This window comes from Synergistes jonesii (genome assembly GCF_000712295.1).
Classification (GTDB): domain Bacteria; phylum Synergistota; class Synergistia; order Synergistales; family Synergistaceae; genus Synergistes; species Synergistes jonesii.
Map to the genome: position 1 here is coordinate 1 of NZ_JMKI01000003.1, position 15,347 is coordinate 15,347.

General features: G+C 60.3%; 8 protein-coding genes and 2 rRNA genes. 6 read left to right on the forward strand and 4 right to left on the reverse strand.

The annotated features are described in order from the left end of the window. Positions 1 to 518: ribosomal RNA gene (locus EH55_RS00855) — 23S ribosomal RNA — on the forward strand; the annotation flags it as partial. 41 nt (positions 519 to 559) lie between these two features. Then, a 5S ribosomal RNA gene (gene rrf / locus EH55_RS00860) occupies positions 560 to 675 on the forward strand. Positions 676 to 819: 144 nt separating this feature from the next. On the opposite strand, the gene EH55_RS00865 is transcribed toward rrf, so the two are convergent. Next, entirely contained in the window at positions 820 to 2,493 is a 1,674-nt protein-coding gene (locus EH55_RS00865; RefSeq protein WP_037974137.1) for a formate--tetrahydrofolate ligase, read from the reverse strand. A 357-nt stretch (positions 2,494 to 2,850) separates the two neighbouring features. On the opposite strand from EH55_RS00865, the gene EH55_RS00870 reads away from it, so the two are divergent. Further along, positions 2,851 to 4,077 (forward strand): phosphodiester glycosidase family protein, encoded by a 1,227-nt coding sequence (locus EH55_RS00870; protein WP_037974138.1) that lies wholly within the window; start codon positions 2,851 to 2,853, stop codon positions 4,075 to 4,077. Positions 4,078 to 4,198: 121 nt separating this feature from the next. Here the strand turns inward: EH55_RS00870 and EH55_RS00875 are convergent, their stop codons facing one another. The 3 genes from EH55_RS00875 to EH55_RS00885 are packed head-to-tail and all read right to left on the reverse strand — an operon-like array spanning position 4,199 to position 9,751. Then, entirely contained in the window at positions 4,199 to 5,389 is a 1,191-nt protein-coding gene (locus EH55_RS00875) for an efflux RND transporter periplasmic adaptor subunit (protein ID WP_070113644.1), read from the reverse strand. After that, positions 5,373 to 6,668 carry a TolC family protein gene (locus tag EH55_RS00880; protein WP_037974141.1) on the reverse strand — a complete coding sequence of 432 codons (1,296 nt, stop codon included), beginning with the start codon at positions 6,666 to 6,668 and terminating at the stop codon, positions 5,373 to 5,375. The genes EH55_RS00875 and EH55_RS00880 overlap by 17 nt, the downstream gene beginning before the upstream one ends. After that, a complete protein-coding gene (locus EH55_RS00885) occupies positions 6,665 to 9,751 on the reverse strand; it encodes an efflux RND transporter permease subunit (RefSeq protein ID WP_037974142.1) in 3,087 nt (1,028 codons plus the stop codon). The genes EH55_RS00880 and EH55_RS00885 overlap by 4 nt, the downstream gene beginning before the upstream one ends. Before the next feature lie 179 nt (positions 9,752 to 9,930). Between EH55_RS00885 and malQ the strand changes: the two genes are divergently transcribed. The 3 genes from malQ to EH55_RS00900 are packed head-to-tail and all read left to right on the forward strand — an operon-like array spanning position 9,931 to position 15,300. Next, positions 9,931 to 11,457: a 4-alpha-glucanotransferase gene (gene malQ / locus EH55_RS00890; RefSeq protein ID WP_141730457.1), complete on the forward strand. Its 1,527-nt coding sequence runs from the start codon at positions 9,931 to 9,933 to the stop codon at positions 11,455 to 11,457. Further along, positions 11,441 to 13,393 carry an LTA synthase family protein gene (locus EH55_RS00895; RefSeq protein WP_081839378.1) on the forward strand — a complete coding sequence of 651 codons (1,953 nt, stop codon included), beginning with the start codon at positions 11,441 to 11,443 and terminating at the stop codon, positions 13,391 to 13,393. The genes malQ and EH55_RS00895 overlap by 17 nt, the downstream gene beginning before the upstream one ends. Next, positions 13,390 to 15,300 (forward strand): LTA synthase family protein, encoded by a 1,911-nt coding sequence (locus tag EH55_RS00900; RefSeq protein ID WP_051682514.1) that lies wholly within the window; start codon positions 13,390 to 13,392, stop codon positions 15,298 to 15,300. Before EH55_RS00895 ends, EH55_RS00900 begins: the two co-directional genes overlap by 4 nt. Positions 15,301 to 15,347 lie beyond the last annotated feature (47 nt).

The following is a 15,347-nucleotide window of genomic DNA, read 5'->3' on the forward strand; positions in this document are numbered from 1 at the left end:
CTAGTGATCCGGTGGTCCTGAGTGGAAAGGCCATCGCTCATCGGATAAAAGCTACCCCGGGGATAACAGGCTGATGCCGCCCGAGAGTTCCTATCGACGGCGGCGTTTGGCACCTCGATGTCGGCTCATCGCATCCTGGGGCTGAAGCAGGTCCCAAGGGTTGGTCTGTTCGCCCATTAAAGCGGTACGTGAGCTGGGTTCAGAACGTCGTGAGACAGTTCGGTCCCTATCCACTGTGGGCGCAAGGTATTTGAGGGGAGCCGTCCTTAGTACGAGAGGACCGGGATAGACGAACCGCTAGTGAACCAGTTGTTCCGCCAGGGGCAGAAGCTGGGTAGCCAAGTTCGGTCAGGATAACCGCTGAAGGCATCTAAGCGGGAAGCCGTCCCCGAGATGAGATACCTGATTCTGTAATAGGAAGTAAGGCGTCCGGAAGACGACCGGATAGATAGGCCGGGAGTGTAAGAGGGTAACGCCCTTTGAGCCGACCGGTACTAATACGCCGAGGCCTTAACCTCATAAATCCTTTATAAGCCTTAAAGCATAAGGCATATAAGCTTCCGGTGCCAATGGAGGGGCGGAGACACCCGGTCCCATGCCGAACCCGGCAGTTAAGCGCCCCATCGCCGATGGTACTGCGGAGGGTATCCGTGGGAGAGCAGGTCGGCGCCGGTGTAATTTGAATGAGAGGAAGATGACTACATCTTCCTCTCTTTTTTTTATTGTCTTACTTTACAGTTACAGTGCGGCCAAACGCGTGAAAGCGGGGCCCCTGAAGGGTCCCCGCTTTCGCTGTGGCCTCAAATGTTTTTTCGACTTTTAGAACAGCCCGGAGACCTTTCCGTTTTCGTCGACGTCTATGCCGCAGGCCGCCGGACGTTTCGGAAGGCCGGGCATCGTCATGATGGAGCCCGTTATTGGGATGATGAAGCCCGCTCCCGCCGACAGCCGCACTTCTCTCACCGTCAGCTTGTAGTTCGTCGGACGTCCCTTTTTGTTCGGGTCGTCCGAGATCGACGCCTGGGTCTTCGCCATGCAGACGAGCAGTTCGTCTTTGCCGAGTTCGTGGATTTTCTTGAGGTCTTTTTCCGCTTTGTCGGTGTAGACTACTCCGTCGGCTCCGTATATTTCCGTCGCTATCTTCTCGATTTTTTCTTTCGGACTCTGTTTTTCGTCGTAGAGGTAGTGGAAGGCGTTGGGTTTCTCGCAGGCCTCTATGACTTTTTCCGCCATTTTTATCCCTCCGGCCCCTCCTTTGGCCCAGATGTCGGACTCTACTACCGGAACGCCCAGTCTGGCGCATTTTTCCTGTATGAATTTGAGCTCTTCTTCCGTGTCGGTCGGGAAGGCGTTGAGGGCCACCACTGCGGGCAGGCCGTATGAAAGGATGTTTTCCACGTGTTTCTCAAGGTTGGGGATGCCGGCTTCCAGGGTTTTCATGTCTACTTTGCCGAGCTCTTCTTTTTTGGCTCCGCCGTGCATTTTTAAAGCCCTTATCGTCGCTACTATCACTACCGCCGAGGGCTTGAGGCCGGCTAAGCGGCATTTGATGTCGAGGAATTTTTCCGCTCCGAGGTCGGCGGCGAAGCCGGCTTCCGTTACGAAGTAGTCGGCTAATTTGAGGCCGTATTTCGTGGCCATTACGCTGTTGCAGCCGTGCGCTATGTTGGCGAAGGGGCCGCCGTGGATGAACGCGGGGACGTGTTCGAGCGTCTGTACGAGGTTGGGCTTTATAGCGTCTTTGAGGAGCATGGCCATCGCTCCCTGCGCTTCTAAGTCTTTCGCCGTCACCGGCTTGTCGTCGTAGGTGTAGGCGACGATGATGTTGCCGAGGCGCTCTTTGAGGTCTTCTATTCCCTGCGACAGGCAGAGGATGGCCATGACTTCGGAGGCGACCGTGATGTCGAAGCCGTCTTCGCGCGGGACTCCGTTCGCTTTGCCTCCAAGCCCTATGACTATGCTGCGCAGCGACCTGTCGTTCATGTCGAGCACGCGCCTGAATTCTATCCTGCGCGGGTCTATATTGAGGGGGTTGCCCTGCTGTACGGAGTTGTCGAGCATCGCGGCGAGCAGGTTGTGCGCCGAGGTGACGGCATGGAAGTCTCCCGTGAAGTGGACGTTTATGTCTTCCATCGGCACGACCTGGCTGTAGCCGCCTCCGGCCGCTCCTCCCTTTATGCCGAAGACCGGGCCGAGCGACGGCTCGCGCAGCGCGAGCGTCGCCTTCTTGCCGAGCTTGGCAAGGGCCTGCGCGAGGCCGACGGAGGTGGTCGTCTTGCCTTCCCCCGCCGGGGTCGGCGTGATCGCGGTGACGAGGATGAGTTTGCCGTCCTCCCTCTCCTTGATCTTTTCCCAGAGGTCGAAGGTCACCTTGGCCTTGTACCTGCCGTAGAGTTCAAGATCGTCCTCCGCTATGCCGAGCTTCTTCGCCACTTCCGTTATCGGCTCCATCTGCGTACGCTGCGCTATTTCGATATCGCTGAGATATGACATTCATACACGCTCCCTGAATTTTGTATTTAAAGCAGCGCCCCTTTTGGGCGCAAAATCTGTCCTCAACAATTAACTGTTTTAACAGTTTATCACACTTACCGTAAAATGACAGCTCTTTTTTTGTAAATGTTAATATATGCCCCGAACAATTATACTAATTTGAAGATAAATTTTTACCACGCCCCTCCATCGGAACTTTATCACAAGTATAACTCCGAGTCAAAATCTTTGCATCAATATTTCATCAATAAACGACAAAAAGCGTCAAAAGCTCAAAAGCGTAGCGCGGTAAATGGTAAAATTATCTAAACGCGCGTCTATTGCGCGATCAACTAAGAAAGCGTCGAAGGTAATGCGATGAAAAAATTTTTTGCTAACAAAGCGGTCAGAAAAGCGTTCGTCATCGCGGCCTCGTTCGCCGCGGCTGCGGGCGCGCTCCGCGCGGCTCCGGTGACGGCGGTGACGGCCGAAGAGCTGAAGTCGGTAGTTTTCAGGGCGCTGGGGCACGAGGTGCCTCAGAAATATTTTTCGCAGTACGACGGCGCGCTGACGCGCGGCGACGCGCTGCGGCTCTGCTTTGAAGCGATGGGCTGGGATTTCGTCATTAAGGCGGTGGATCAGATCGGCATCCTGCCGGAGTGGCCGGAGGCCGAGGGGATCTCGTATTTGGCGCGCACCATCTCGCCGAGGCCGCCGGAGGCGCTCGCCTCGGCGCTCGACGAGCCGCTCGGCGCCGAGGCGCTCAAGGAGGCTTCCGATTGGCTCGTGGAATGCGCAAAGAGCGTTCATTGGAAGGCCTCATTCGCGTGGAACGGCACGGAGCTCATAATGATAAAGCGCGGCGTCGGGAATCCCGCCGGCCCGGCGAACGGCGACATGAAGAAGGGCGTCAACGAGCCGATGTTCGCGGCGCTGCTCGCGGTGGACATGAAAAGCATTCCCTGCCAGATAGCGACCGCGGTCATGGTCGGTGCGAATAAGGCGCCGCTGGCGACGATCGCGGTGGAGAATTTTGGCGTCGTCGGGGGGATAAACGGCGGATACTTCGCCGGAGTGAAGCCGATAGGCGTACTGCGCCGGCAGGGCTACACCGACAGCGCCAAGTTCTGGCCGAACCGTTCGGCCTTCGGCTGGAATGAAAGGGGCGAATACGTCTTCATCGACGGCAGGGTCACGGCGAGCATTTCGAACGACCACAGCTTCGACAAATTCACCGAGGTGCTGCAGGCCGGCCCGTTGCTCGTGAAGGGCGGCGTGCCTGCTCCGAACAGCGAAAAGGTGCATCCGAACGTGCTGAACTTCCGCCATCCGCGCACCTTCGTCGGCTCGAACGGCAGGCGCGTATTCTGGGGCGTCGTCGACGGCCGCGACAGTATGCACAGCGTCGGCATGACGATAGAGGAGCTGCGGAAATTCTGTGCGCAACTCTCGCTGACGGAGGCGCTGAACCTTGACGGAGGCGGCTCAAGCTCGCTCTGGTGGCGCGGCATGACCTTCTCTCTTCCGAGCAACGCGAGCGACAGGGAACGCCCGATACCGTACGCGGTCCTGATGTTCGAGCCGGGGGCCGGAGTAAGGCAGTGAAGGCGCGGGCTCTTAGCGGCTCGCGCGCGGGTTTTTATTTTTATACGAAGACGCCGCGCAGCGTCTTCGTGTGCGGACGCAAAAGGTAAGCTTTATAAAAAGCCGCCGCTTGAAGCGGCGATCAGTTCTGCACCGAGACCTCTTCGCCGCCGGTCAGGCTGTTGCCCCCGAAGGTGACGACTTCCTCGCCCGGCGCAAGCCCCTTCGTTATCTGAACGCGCGCGCCCTCCCTCACGCCGGCGACGACTTCGCGCATTTCGGCCCTGCCTTCCTTCACGACGAAGAGATAGCTGCCGCCGTCGCCGCTGTGAAGCGCCCCCTCCGGCACTGTGACGGCGTTCCTGTATTCTCTTTCTATTATCGCGGCGTCGCCGAACATTCCGGGGCGCAGCCTGCCGCCCGCCTGTCTCTCGTTGTCGAGCGATATCTCGACGCTGCTCGTGCGCGTCTCGGGATCTACATATTGGTCGATTCGCGAGACGCTGCCTTCGAAGGTCTCGCCGGGTAGAGCGTCGAAGCGCAGCTGCACCGGCATGCCCGGTTTGACGGAAAATATTTTCGCTTCCGGCACTTTCAGCGTCGCCTTCAGCCTGCGCAGGTCGGCGATGTCGAGCACCGGCGACGACGGCGATATCATCGCGCCGGCGGTCAGGCTGTAGTCGTCGAGGACTACGCCGTCCATCGGCGCGCGGATTATGTAGTCGTCTTTCGCGGAAGCGACGCGCGCGGATTCGGCCGCATATTGGCGTTCTTTAGCGCGCGCGGCGCTGTACGCCGCAGCAGCGCTCGCGTATTCGGTCTCCATCGCGTCGAGCTGCTGCTGCGTGCTGAAGCCCTCCTTTTCGAGCCTGCGGTAGCGTTCGACGTTCGTCTTAGCGTTCTGCATCTGCGCCCTGGCCTTTTCGCTGTCGGCGCGCGCCGAAGCGGCCTGCGCGGCGGTTGAAAGTATCAGCGCGTCCTGCTGCTCGTGCTCGAGCACGCCGAGCTGCTGCCCCCTGCGCACGCTGTCGCCGGTCTTCACCGAGAGCGAAAGCAATCTGCCCGTGACGCGTGGCAGGAGCTTCACGCGCTTTTCCGCTTCGATCGACATGTTCTGCACGATCTTGTCGGATATCGTTTTATCTGCGGCGATTTTTTCGGTCTTCACTATCACGCCGGCGGGCGCGGATTCCCCCTTTTCTTTCTCGGCGAAAAGCGTCTCGCGCCTGCTGTAGACGCCGATGCCGGCTGTCAGCACGATAACGACGAGGATGGCTGCTGCTGTGTTTTTGCTCGGAAGTTTGACGACGGACATGTTAATCGCTCTCTCCATTCCATTCAGAGATCGTCCCCTCCGTCACCTTGAGCGCGACGGAGGCGATTAGGCAGTTGTAAAGCGCGCGGTTGTATTCGAGCTGCGCGAGCGTGAGCCCGGACTGCGCGTCGAGCAGGTCGAGCTGCGGCGTGACCCCTTCGCGGTAGCCGACTTCGGCGAGACGCAGCGTCTCCTTCGCGAGTTCGAGGGCTTTTTCCTGCGCCCTCATGCTCTTGCGGCTCGTCGTTATGTCGCTCCACGCGCTCTCGACTTCGGATTTTATATCGAGCTCCTTTTGTTCGAGCGCTATTCTGTTCTGCTCCTGCACGGCTTTTGCCGAGATCACGGTGCTGCGCGCGGCGTTTCTGTCGAAAATGGGCACGGCGAGGGATATCTGCGCGCGCCACGTGTCGCCGCTCTCGTCCCTCTGGCGGTAGGGGTTGGACCAGCCGCTTGAGAGTCCCGCTGTGACCTTCGGCAGCATCGCGCTTCTTTCGATCTTTATCTGGTTTTCCTGATAGCGGATCTGCTCCTCAAGGCGTTTCCTGTCGGCGCGGAAGCGCTGCGCGAGCAAAAGCGACGCCGCCTTGTCTCCCGAGACGGCCGGCTCGTAGAGGTCGCCGGAAACTTCGCGCGCCTCCCGCGGCTCTATCCCCATGTAGTTCATCAGAGAGATCAGCGCGTTTTCGTAAAGCCCGCGCGCCGTCGCGAGGTCTGCCGAATTTTCCGCGAGCTGCTGGCCGGCGCGCATCACTTCAAGCTTGTTCGCGAGGCCGAGCTCCGCCATTTTCTTGACCTGCTTCAGATGCAGCTCCGACGTCGCCACCGCGGCCTCTTCGGCCTCTATCTGCTTTTTCTTCAGAGAGACGTTGTAGAATCTCGCGTAAAGCTCACCTGCCGCACCGTTTTCGGCGTCGGCTATGGCCATCTCGGCGATCGTCTTCAGCTGAGGCGCCTGAGCGCGCATCGCGCTGTTTTTGCCGCCGGAGTATATCTCCTGTTCGAGCGAGACCGCCGCGCTCCTGCCGCTGCTTCTCTCCGAGCCGTCCGCTGTTTGAGGCTCGCGCTGCGCGTCGGCCGCGGCGGAAAACGACAGGGACGGCAGCAGCGTGCCGTCGGCCTTTATTTTGAAGGCGTCGGCCTTGGCGAGCTCCTGCCTTAGGCTTTTCAATTCGGCGTTGTTTTCGAGCGTGATCCGCAGCGCCTCGCCGATGCAAAGCGGCGTGCGCTCCGCCTGCGCGGCGGAGCAGAGCGCGAAGGCCGCGAGCGCGGCCGCGAGACATTTTTTCATCTTCATCTGACGCCTCCCCCCTGTCGTTTCAGTCTCCTGTATGCGCTGTAGCGGCGCAGCCTGACGCGCGACCAGTCCATTGCGTCGTCGAGTATCAGATAGACGACCGGGATGACGAAGAGCGTCAGCAGCGTCGACGTGAAGAGCCCTCCTATGACCGCGACGGACATCGGCTGCCTCGTCTCGCCTCCCTCCGAGAGCGCGAGCGCGACGGGCAGCGAGCCCATCATCGTCGAGACCGTCGTCATAAGTATGGCGCGCAGGCGCAGCGGCCCGGCCTTGACGACCGCCGCAACCTTGTCGTCGCCGGCGGCGCGCAGCTGGTTGATGAAGTCTACCAGCAATATCGCGTTGTTGACGACGACCCCGACCAAAAGGATGATGCCCATGAAGCTCATCACCGAAAGGCGCAGCCCCGTCAGCGCGAGCAGGCCGAAGGAGCCGGCCGTCATCAGAGGCAGGGAGAACATCACCGTGAAGGGATGGACGAACGATTCGAACTGTATCGCCATCACCATGTAGACGAGGATTATCGCGAAGACGAGCGCGGTGCTCATGTAGCCGAAGCTCTCCTTCATATGCTCGGAGTCGCCGGCCGGCACCATGCTGTATGTTCCGTCCTGCGGCGCGTACTTTCTGAAGACTTCCTCCATTATTTTTATCCCGTCGCCGGGGGATATCCCCTCCACGTTCGCCCCTATCTGCAGCGAGCGCTGGCGGTTGTATCTCTTTATAACGTTGGGAGCGTTGCCGATGGAGCTTTTCACGATTCCCTCGGCGGGGATCGTCTTGCCGCCCTTAGTCGTGATGAGAGTCTTTAAAACCTTTTCCGGATCGTCGCGCCCCTCCTTCTCGGCGCGTATCGTTATGTCGTAGCGGTAGCCGCCCTCGTTGAAGGAGCCGCTCTTGTCTCCGGCGAACCAGGTCAGCATCTCGTCCGACAGGTCGCGTATGCTTATGTTGAGGTCGTCGGCCAACGCGCGGTTCAGCGCAAGGTTTATGCGCGGCTTTTTCATCTGAAGGTCCGTCGTTATGTCTACGAGCCCGCGCGCATGTTCGGCGAGATCTTTTTTGATCAGCTCCCCGAGATCGGCGAGGGCTTCGCTCGTCGGCCCCTGTATGACGAGCGTGATGTCGGAGCCGCCCCACGTCCCCATCTTTATGTCGGCGTCGCGGAAGCGCACGAGCTTTTCGCGCAGCCTCTTCATGACTACGGCGGCGCGCGGGCGCAGATGCCTGTCTATCAGTTCTATATTCAGCGTGGACTTGTAAATCTCTTCGCCGGCGCCGCTGCCCACTACCCCGTAGGTGTAGGCGACGGCGTCGTCCTGCTGAATCATATCGACCATTTCCTTCGTGACCTGCTCCGTGACTTCGAGCGCGGTGTCGGCCGGCAGCTCGACTTGTACGCGCAGGCGTCCTTGGTCCTCGCTGGGGAAGAACTCGGTGCCGAGCGACGAGGCGAAGGCGATGCCGAGTATAAACAGCCCGAGCGCTGCGCCCATCACGCTCTTTCTGTGACGGACCGCGAAGCCGAGCGCCGCGCGGTAGCGCGACTCAAGCCAGAGGAAGGGATACTCCATCCTGCGCTGAAGCGGCGAAGGCTCTCTGCCGCGGCCGAGGATGCGCGAACAGAGGAAAGGCGTCAGAGTCAGAGAGATCAGCAGAGAGATGGAGATCGTCGTCGCGACGGTGACGCCGAAGGAGTTGAAGAAGCGCCCCATCATGCCGCCCATGAAGGCGACGGGCACGAAAACCGCAAGGGTCGTCGCGGCCCCCGCCAGCACCGCGAAGGCGACCTCTCCCGTGCCGTCCTCGGCGGCGCGGAAGGCGCTCTTTCCGCCCTCCTTGTGGCGCGAGATGTTTTCCATGACGACTGTGGTCGCGTCGACGACCATGCCGACCGCGAGCGACAGCCCCATCATCGACATGTTGTTTATCGTGATGCCCATCCAGTAGAGCACCGACATGCTGCCGAGCAGGCAGACGGGTATCGTGATGACCGCGACGAAGGTCGCGCGAATCGTGCGCAGGAAGAGGAACATGATTATTGAGGTGAGGCATATGGAAGCGACGATGTCCCAGAAGACGCCGTTCATCGAATTGACGATGAATTTCGCGTTGTCCGCCACGACGACGAGATTCGCGCCCGGCGGCGCTATTTTGTTCAGCTCCCCGACCCTTTCCCTGACGAGGCGCGAGAGGAAGACTTCGTTCGCGCCCTTCTGCTTGCGTATCATGACCATTATCGTCGGCCTGCCCTCGTAGAGCGAGCCGCTGCGCTTGTCCTCGAAGCCGTCCTCTATGCGCGCGACGTCGCGCAGCCGTATCACCGCGCCGTTCCTCACCGCGACCGGCAGATATTCGAGCTCCGCGGCCGAGGAGTATTCCCCTTCGATTCTTATGCCGTACTCCCGCGTGCCGGTCTCGACCCTCCCCGCCGGAAGTTCGACGTGTTTGTTGTATATCGCGTTCTTGATGTCCTTAGTCGTCAGCCGGTAATTTTCGAGGTCCTTCGGCCTCAGCCAGACGCGCATCTCGCGGTCGCGGAAGCCGGCCAGCTGGACGCCGCCGACGCCCCTGACCGTCTGCAGGCGCTCGGTGACGATCTTGTCGACGAAGCGCGACAGAGCTTTCATATCGGCGCGCCCGTCGTTTTTGACGGCGATGTTCATTATCGGACGGTCAGAGGGGTCGAATTTGTCGACCTGCGGATCGTCGCAGTCGTCGGGAAGGCTGTTCGTCGCCATGCTGACCTTGCCGCGCACGTCGGCCGCCGCGAAGTCGACGTTTCTGTCGAGCTCGAACTCGACGACTATCACGGAGCGCCCCTCGTAGCTGCTCGAACTCAGATTTTTGATTCCCTCTATCGTATTTATGCGCGCCTCGAGCACGTCGGTAACGTCGTTGTCGATGATCGCGGGGCTCGCGCCCTCCATCGCCGTGCGCACGACGACGATGGGGAATTCGACGTTCGGCATGCGCTCGACGCCGAGATGCCTGTATGAATAAACGCCGAACACCACAGTGGCGATCGTTAGTATAAGGACCGTGACGGGGCGTCGCAGGGACAGCTCGGTAATTTTCATAAAACAACATCACTCCCGGCAAAAGGGCAAAAGGCCACCATAATGAACTATTATACAGCCCTTTTGTGTGAATTTTGTGATGCGCAGGAAAAGATGACGCGGCGCTCCTTTGCTGCCTCCTGAGCCTTTTGCGTGTATAATACTGGAACTGTGTATTATGATTCATCGGAGGTCTTTGTTTGGCTGGCATACGCAGGAGCGGGGTTCTTATGCATATATCGTCGCTGCCGGGGCGTTTCGGCTGCGGAGACTTAGGCGAAGGCGCGCGGGCTTTCGCGCGCTTCCTCAGCGGCGCCGGCTTCTCGCTCTGGCAGACACTGCCTCTCTCTCCGACCGATCCCGCGCTCGGCGATTCACCGTACAGCTCGCCCTCCGCCTTCGCGGGGAATTATCTCTTCGTCAGCCCCGAGCTGCTGCGCGAAGAGGGGCTGATCTCGCGCGAAGAGGAGGAAAGATTCAAGACCGCTTCAGAAAGGCGCGCCGATTTCGGACGAGCCTCTTCCTGCCGGAAGGAGCTGCTGCGGGCGGCGTGGGAAAATTTCCGCGAAGCGCGCGGACGCTTCGCGGAAATGCGAGCCGACTTCGAGCGCTTCCTGTCGGAAGAAGACTTCTGGCTTGCGGATTACGCGCTCTTCCGCGTTCTGAAAGAAGAAAATTGCGGTAGATGCTGGGCGCGGTGGCCGCGCGGTTTCGCCTTCCGCGACGAGGCGGCGCTTGCGGAGTTCGCGCGGCGGCGCGGCGGAGAAATACTTTTCGTAAAGTTCGCGCAGTTCCTCTTTTACAGGCAGCTCTCGGCGCTTTCCGACTGCTGTGCGCGGCTCGGCGTGACCCTCTTCGGCGATATGCCGATATACGTCGCGTGGGACAGCGCCGACGTCTGGGCGAACCGCGAGCTCTTCGATCTGAACGAGGATGGGACGCTTCGCGGCAAGGCGGGCGTACCGCCGGATTATTTCAGCAAGACAGGGCAGCTGTGGGGCAATCCGCTCTATAACTGGGACGCTATGAAGCGCGACGGCTTCCGCTGGTGGCGCGCGCGCATGTCGCATACGCTGAAGCACTGCGGCGCTGTGCGGATAGACCACTTCCGCGGCCTATGCGCGTACTGGGAGGTCCCCGCCGACGGAGAGACCGCGGCGCAGGGCAGCTGGCGTCCGGCGCTCGGGCGCGAAATGCTCTCCGCCTTACGCGCCGACGTCGGCGCGGCGGAGCTGCCGCTCGTAGCCGAGGACCTCGGGGTCATCACCGACGACGTGCGCGCGCTGATGGAAGATTTCGCGCTGCCCGGCATGAAGGTGCTGATGTTCGCCTTCGGCGGCGGCGCGGACAACCCCTATCTGCCGCACAACCTCCCGCGGCGTTCGGTGGTCTACACGGGCACGCACGACAACGACACGGTGCGCGGCTGGTGGAAAGAGGGCGCGTCGGAGGCGGAGAAAAAAAATTTCACCGCCTACACGGGCGCGGAGATAACGGAAGAAAACGCCGCGCGCGCAATGGCGCGCATGGCGCTGTCGTCGACGGCCGACACCGCGGTGATACCGATGCAGGACATACTCGGGCTCGGCTCGGAGTGCCGGATGAACACCCCGTCGCTCAAGAACGGGAGCTGGCGCTGGCGCCTGCTGCCGGGCGAGCTTGACGAGGCGGCCGAGATCGGACGCCTTTACAGGGAAATGAACGCTATCTATGGACGCTGTGAATAGGTTTGACAGACAAATGAATCACCTCCTTGCATCGAGGGCGGTCTACCGCCGGGCGGGGCGCGATTACCGCGAGTTCATCTTCTTCGCCTTCATGGCGCTGTCGCTCTTTCTGAAATTTTATTTCTTAGAGGGCGAGGTATCGGGACGCGTAACGAGGCAGCCTATCTCCGTCGCGGCCTCCGCCGCCTTCTGCGTCCTGGCGGTCACGCTGCTTTCGCTCGCCTGGAGGAGGGCGCGCCTGCCGCTGTCGCTCGCCTGCGACCTTCTTCTTTCGCTGCTCGTGCTGACCGACGTGCTGCATATGCGCTACTACTCCGACCTCTTCTCCTTCCACAACATCGGGCTCTCTGCTCAGGTCGGCGACGTCTCGGAATCGGTCTTCGCGCTCTTCTCGACGAAGGATCTCCTCTACTTCGCCGACATCCCTCTGCTCTACCTCTATTACAGGATATTCCGGCGGATATCGGTGCATCCCTTCTTCCGCGCCGTCACAAGCAGGCGCTTAGCCTGTGCGGCGCTGCTGCTCGCGCTTTCGTCGTCGGCGATCGCCTACCGCGTCCACAGCTACAACAAAAAAATCCGAGGCGTGCTGCGCTCGATGTGGGACCGCCCGGCCGTCTGCAACAACGTCGGGGCCGTCACCTACCGCCTCGCCGACACCTGGAACGCGGCGCGAGACCGGGCGAATAAGCGCACGCTCTCGGAAAGCGAGGTAAACGAAGCGAAGGAATGGTACGACGCTCAGCGTGCTTCCTTCAGCGTTCCGAAAGGCGTATTCGGCGCAGCTATAGGCAAAAACCTGATAGTGATCCAGGTCGAATCCCTTCAGCAGTTCGTGATAGGGCTGAAGTTCCTGGGACGCGAAGTGACGCCTAACCTCAACGAGTTCGCGCGCTCCGTTTCCTTCGCCGGCTCGGCCTACAATCAGACCAGCTCCGGCAACAGCTCCGACGCCGAATTCCTCGCGAACGCGGCCTTCTACCCCGCTTCGGCCGGAGTCGCCTACACGCGCTTCGCCGGCAACAGCTACGAGGCCCTGCCGAAATTCCTCAGAGAGAGAGGCTACAGGGCGATCGCGATGCACGGCGACAAGGCCGGCTTCTGGAACAGGGGACACATGTATCCGGCGCTCGGCTTCGAGCGCTTCGTAAGCAAAAAAGATTACAGTGTGGACGAGGTCATAGGCATGGGGCTGAGCGACAAAAGCTTCTTCACGCAGTCGCTGGCGATGCTGAAAAACGAGAAGCAGCCCTTCTACGCCTTCCTCGTAACCCTTTCGAGCCATTACCCCTTCAACTGGGAGGCGCTCGCCAAGCGCGCGGATTTCAGCATCGACGGATACAGGGGCACGGTCGTCGGCAACTATCTGAGCGCGATACACTATCTCGACCGCGAATTCGGCGAGTTCGTCAAGGGGCTGAAGGCCTCCGGCCTTTACGACGGCAGCGTCGTAGCGGTATACGGAGACCACACGGCGATACCGCGCTGGGATTCGCCGGCGCTTTCAAGGCTGCTCGGCGTAGACTTCTCTAAGGATCACAACTGGCGCTACACGCAGCGCGTGCCTTTGATGATAAACGTCCCGGGCGTCAAAAAGCTGCCCGTAAGCGCAAATAATTCTTTCGGCGTGATAAATCTCCCGCGCACGCTCGCGCTGCTCTTAGGCTTCGATTTCAGATACGGGCTGGGCGCGGACATGTTCGACGGCGCGCAGCGCCCGGTGATATTCAGAAACGGCTCGTTCATGGCGGGCGACGTCTTCGTCGCGCCGCAGAGCAAGAGCGCCGTGAACGTGAGGAGCGGCGAAAGCGCGGACTACGGCGAATACGAGGGAATGGGCGAAGCCGTGAAAAAGACCTTAGCCGTGAGCGACAGGATTCTCGAGTACGACCTTATGCCGCGGATGCTCGAAGGGGGAAAGGAATCCGCGCGATGAGGCTCCCGACGAAGGCTTCCCCCCTAGAGCTGAACGGCTGGCATTTCACCGCGCTGCTCTTCGCGGCCATCTGGCTGAAATTTTTCAGCGTCGACTACGCGATAGCCGACGTGCTGAACTGGCCTTCGTTCGGCTCGTCGTCCTTCCACGTGCTGCGCCATACCGCGCGCGCTCTCGCGGTATGTTTGCCGTCGCTCGGCGCGATAATATGCCTCACAGTCCCGCTCGCCTTCGTGCCGAAGAAGCGCTGCGCCGCAGCGCTCTTGATATTCGATCTGCTGCTCTCGGCGCTGGTGATGACCGACAGGCTCTTCGTGCGCTACTACGGCGACATATTCATATTTCACGACCTGCTGCTGCTGCCGCAGACCGGGCTGATAACCAAATCGATCTGGGCGCTGCTCAAGCCGTGGGACGTGCTCATATTCGCCGACATCCCCCTTTTGCTGTGGCTGCTGAAGAGCGGAAGGCTCCGCGTCGTCTTCGGCGAAACGAGAAAAGTGAAATTCAGGGCCGCGGCGGCGCTCATAATCGTTTCGATCATCGTGCAGTGCGCCGCCTGCTGGCATCTGAAAAGATTCCGTCCGAACATCATCAACGCTATGTACGACCGCCTATCGGTCTGCGCGTGGGTCAGCTCCGCGACGTTCCACTGGTGGGATTTCGTATCGCTCTCACGCGAACTGCTGACGCCGAAACATGTGCCCTGCGACACGGTCGACGAAATTTCCCGTTGGTTTGCCGGGCGCGCCGCGCGCGGACGCCCCAAGACGCGAGCGAAAAACCTGATTTTCGTGCAGTGCGAGGCCCTGCAGTACTTCGCGGTCGACCTTGAGATAGACGGCGTCCCCGTGACGCCGAATCTGAACCGCTTCAAAAACGAATGCTACTACTTCCCCAACGCCTGGAGCCAGGCCGCCGGCGGCAACAGCGCCGACGCGGAGTTAATGGCGAACACGGGGCTTTTCCCCGCGGCGTCGGGAGCCGCGTACTCCCTATACGCCGAAAACGACTACAACTCGCTCGCCCGCGCGATGCGCGCGCGCGGAGCGCGCGCCGTCGTCGTGCAGGGGACTAAGAGCGCCTTCTGGAACTGCCACAGGATGCACCCTAAGCTCTGGTTCAACAAACAGTACAGCCAGAACAGCTACCCCGACGACGAGGCGATCGGGCTCGGCCTGAGCGACAGGGTGATATTCGGGCATGCGCTCGAAATAATGCGGGGGATGCGCTCTCCCTTCTACTGCTTCATCGTGACTCTTTCGAGCCATCACCCCTTCGACTTCGAGGGTATCCCCAAGGACTCCCTGCCTCTGCCGGGCGCGCTGAAGGACACTCTGATAGGCAATTATCTTCTCTCGCTGAATTATTTCGACAGGCAGTTCGGAATGTTCGTCGAGGGGCTGCGCGCCGGCGGGCTGCTCGACAAATGCGTCATAGCCGTCTACGGCGACCACCCGGCGATCCCGGCCGCGCATAAAGAGGAGCTCGAAAGGCTCTTCGGCGGCAAGATCGACGGCGCCGTCGACTGGAAGATGACGCGCCGCGTCGCGATGATGCTGCGCACGCCGGAGAGCGCGAAATCTCCGCGCGTATATCTGCGCAACTGCGGGCAGATGGATATACTGCCCACCGTCTCGGCGCTGCTCGGGCTGAACATCGAGACGACATTCGGCAGCGACCTCCTCTCCGAAAAATCCGACGAGTTCGTCGTCTTCCGCAACGGGAGCTACATTGCCGGCGACGTCTTCGTCGAGCCCGCTGCTGGAAGGGCGACCGACCTTTCGACCGGCGCGGCCGCGGACGCGAAGGATTTTTTGGCTCAGACCGACGAGGCCGAGCGCCGCCTGCGCTACAACGATCTGATTTTAGAGAACAATTTAATTAACGAAATCATAAAAAGATAAGAATAAGATTGTAATTCGCTGTTTTGAAGGGTATCATAACCCTGTAT

Excerpts from the sequence above, each read along its gene's own strand:
- EH55_RS00865 (WP_037974137.1), bottom strand. The coding sequence starts at position 2,493 with ATGTCATATCTCAGCGATATCGAAATAGCGCAGCGTACGCAGATGGAG.
- EH55_RS00870 (WP_037974138.1), top strand. The coding sequence starts at position 2,851 with ATGAAAAAATTTTTTGCTAACAAAGCGGTCAGAAAAGCGTTCGTCATC.
- EH55_RS00875 (WP_070113644.1), bottom strand. The coding sequence starts at position 5,389 with ATGGAGAGAGCGATTAACATGTCCGTCGTCAAACTTCCGAGCAAAAAC.
- EH55_RS00880 (WP_037974141.1), bottom strand. The coding sequence starts at position 6,668 with ATGAAGATGAAAAAATGTCTCGCGGCCGCGCTCGCGGCCTTCGCGCTC.
- EH55_RS00885 (WP_037974142.1), bottom strand. The coding sequence starts at position 9,751 with ATGAAAATTACCGAGCTGTCCCTGCGACGCCCCGTCACGGTCCTTATA.
- EH55_RS00895 (WP_081839378.1), top strand. The coding sequence starts at position 11,441 with ATGGACGCTGTGAATAGGTTTGACAGACAAATGAATCACCTCCTTGCA.
- EH55_RS00900 (WP_051682514.1), top strand. The coding sequence starts at position 13,390 with ATGAGGCTCCCGACGAAGGCTTCCCCCCTAGAGCTGAACGGCTGGCAT.